Origin of the sequence: Mesorhizobium sp. M7A.F.Ca.CA.003.01.2.1 (assembly GCF_003998945.1) — a bacterium.
Classification (GTDB): Bacteria; Pseudomonadota; Alphaproteobacteria; order Rhizobiales; family Rhizobiaceae; genus Mesorhizobium; species Mesorhizobium ciceri.
The window spans coordinates 1-2,186 of record NZ_RZRA01000929.1 but is presented as its reverse complement, the minus strand read 5'-3'; the positions used below and the strand labels follow the sequence as shown (position 1 = coordinate 2,186).

The following is a 2,186-nucleotide window of genomic DNA, read 5'->3' as shown; positions in this document are numbered from 1 at the left end:
CGATATCCCCGCACCCGGCAGGCCCCAGGAGAAGGTCCAGACGCCGCCCTGTCTCGGCGGTGTTTCACTGACGAGGCCCCAGCCCTGGCAGCCTGCGGACGCTTACCGGATCGGCATGGTCACCGGCAGCTATGGCCCGGATGTCGGCCGCGGGGACGGCTCGTCAACGGCGCGAGATGACGCCGGGATAGATCCGGTGCAGACCGCGTCGATTATTCCAGGGGTCTTCGGATCGGTTGCCTTGTCCATGCGCAATTTTCCCGTCGCGGCGCGCTGGGCGCCTGTCTACCGGGCAATCACCGCTTGTTCGGCAGGCAGCCCCTGCGAGCACAAGAGCACGGCTTTTGCCGGCATGATCGCTGCCGCTCAAGGCAAGGGATTCAGCGAGAAGCTGTCCTTCGTCAACAGCAGCGTCAATCGCCTGATCGCCTACAGGAAAGACAGCGTCGTCTACGGCAAGCTCGACTATTGGGCGAAGCCTTCGGAGATTCTCGAGCGGCGAGCCGGCGATTGCGAGGATTTTGCCATCCTCAAGATGACGGCCCTGCTGAGGGCCGGCATTCCGACGCAAAGCATGGCGCTTGTCGTCCTCCAGGATCGCAAGAGAGGCTTCTTTCACGCAGTGCTGTCGGTGAGCACAGGCAGCGGCACCTTCATTCTCGACAGCCTCAGCAACACCGTTATGCGTGACAGCGATCTCCCGGATTACGTCCCGCTCTATTCGTTCAGCACGGACCGGGCCTGGATCCACGGTTCAAGACCGGGCGGCGCCCAGATGGCCGACATCAAGGGCGGTTTCGCAACCGTCGCACCCGGCGAAGGTTTTCAGCCATAGGGTTTCGGCCAGTCCAAGCCATAGGTTCTCGCCAAAGACTGGCGGGCATTCAGCCGCCGAAGACGAACGCCATCAGCAGCTCCGGCTCGAGCACCGGGGCCCGCACCGCATTCAATTGCCCCCGGTATCGACGGTCACCCGCGCCGATGACAAAACCGGTGGCCACCGGCGATTCGCCATTGGCGTCGAGCCGCGTGAAGATGTCGGCCACATTGAGGTCCAGCGCCAGCTTGAGGTCGTGCCGTGCGTCATCGCTTGGGGCGATCGGCAATTGGCGCTTGACCAGTTGCTGGAACGGCGCGTTGAACGACAGGATCTTCTTCGAAGAAGCCAGGGCAAAGGCCGGAGACGGGCACGCGACCAGTATGGCGTTGATGGTGTTGATCGATGCAAGCCTTCGCAAGGTCAGGTTTTCGTCCCCCAACCCACGCATGCAGGCCACCCTGATCGCGGATGTCAGATTGCCTGTCTGGGCCTGGCTTTCGGCGATCTCGTCGATGAGCATGCCGATCGTGCACTTCCTGCTTTCGGCCATCTGCTTCAGCGACATCCAGAATGCCCGCTCCAGACGAATGCCGCGCCGTATGCCACCGCGCGCCACGACCCGAAACTCCAGCCCGAAATCCTCGGCGGCGACTGGCGCAAGCAGCCGCTCGCGATCGGAATGATGAGGGCTGGCGCTACCGCTCACTCATCGCCTCCTCGCGCGCCTTGTTGATCGGCTTCAGGAGGTAGTGCAGGATCGTCTTGCGCCCGGTCTTGATGTCGACCGAGCAGATCATTCCGGGGATGATCGAATAGGCCTTGCCGTCTCTTTGAAGGGTCGATTTGTCCGTCGCCACGCGCACCTGATAATAGGGCTCCCCCGTTTTCTGATCGACCAGGCTGTCGGCTGTGATGTTGGAGACCTTGCCCTCGATGCCGCCGAAGATCGAGAAGTCATAGGCGGTGACCTTGATAAGGGCTTCCTGGTCGGGCCGGATGAAGGCGACATCCCGCGGCGAGACCCGTGCCTCCACCAGCAACGTTTCGGAGGTTGGCACGATGCCGGCCACGACGGCGCCAGGCTGGACGAAGGCGCCGACCGTGTTCAGCTCCAGCGTGTTGACGATGCCGTCCACGGGAGACCGGATATCGGTGCGCGCGACCTTGTCGGTGGCTCCCCTTATGGTCTCATCCACCACCGAAAGGTCCGCCAGCGCCTGGGTAAGGTCGTCCAACGCCTCCTGCTGCAATTGCAGGCCGAGTTCCTCGACCTGAAGCTGAGCTTCCGTGATCGACGATTTGATCTTCTTTATCGTTTCGCCGGCAAGGTTCAGCTGGCCGTTGAGTTCGGTCTGTTCGCGCTCTA

General features: G+C 62.4%; 3 protein-coding genes. 1 reads left to right on the top strand and 2 read right to left on the bottom strand.

The features are described from left to right. Positions 1 to 4 precede the first annotated feature (4 nt). On the top strand, positions 5 to 835 hold the full coding sequence (locus EN969_RS27800; RefSeq protein WP_127413451.1) for a transglutaminase-like cysteine peptidase: 831 nt from the start codon (positions 5 to 7) through the stop codon (positions 833 to 835). 49 nt (positions 836 to 884) lie between these two features. Here the strand turns inward: EN969_RS27800 and EN969_RS27795 are convergent, their stop codons facing one another. Both EN969_RS27795 and EN969_RS27790 read right to left on the bottom strand, forming a co-directional pair. Then, positions 885 to 1,526 carry a ribbon-helix-helix domain-containing protein gene (locus EN969_RS27795; protein WP_024502654.1) on the bottom strand — a complete coding sequence of 214 codons (642 nt, stop codon included), beginning with the start codon at positions 1,524 to 1,526 and terminating at the stop codon, positions 885 to 887. Next, positions 1,516 to 2,186: HlyD family type I secretion periplasmic adaptor subunit (locus EN969_RS27790; protein WP_127419572.1), on the bottom strand; the 671-nt coding region annotated here is incomplete at its 5' end. The genes EN969_RS27795 and EN969_RS27790, both read right to left, overlap by 11 nt.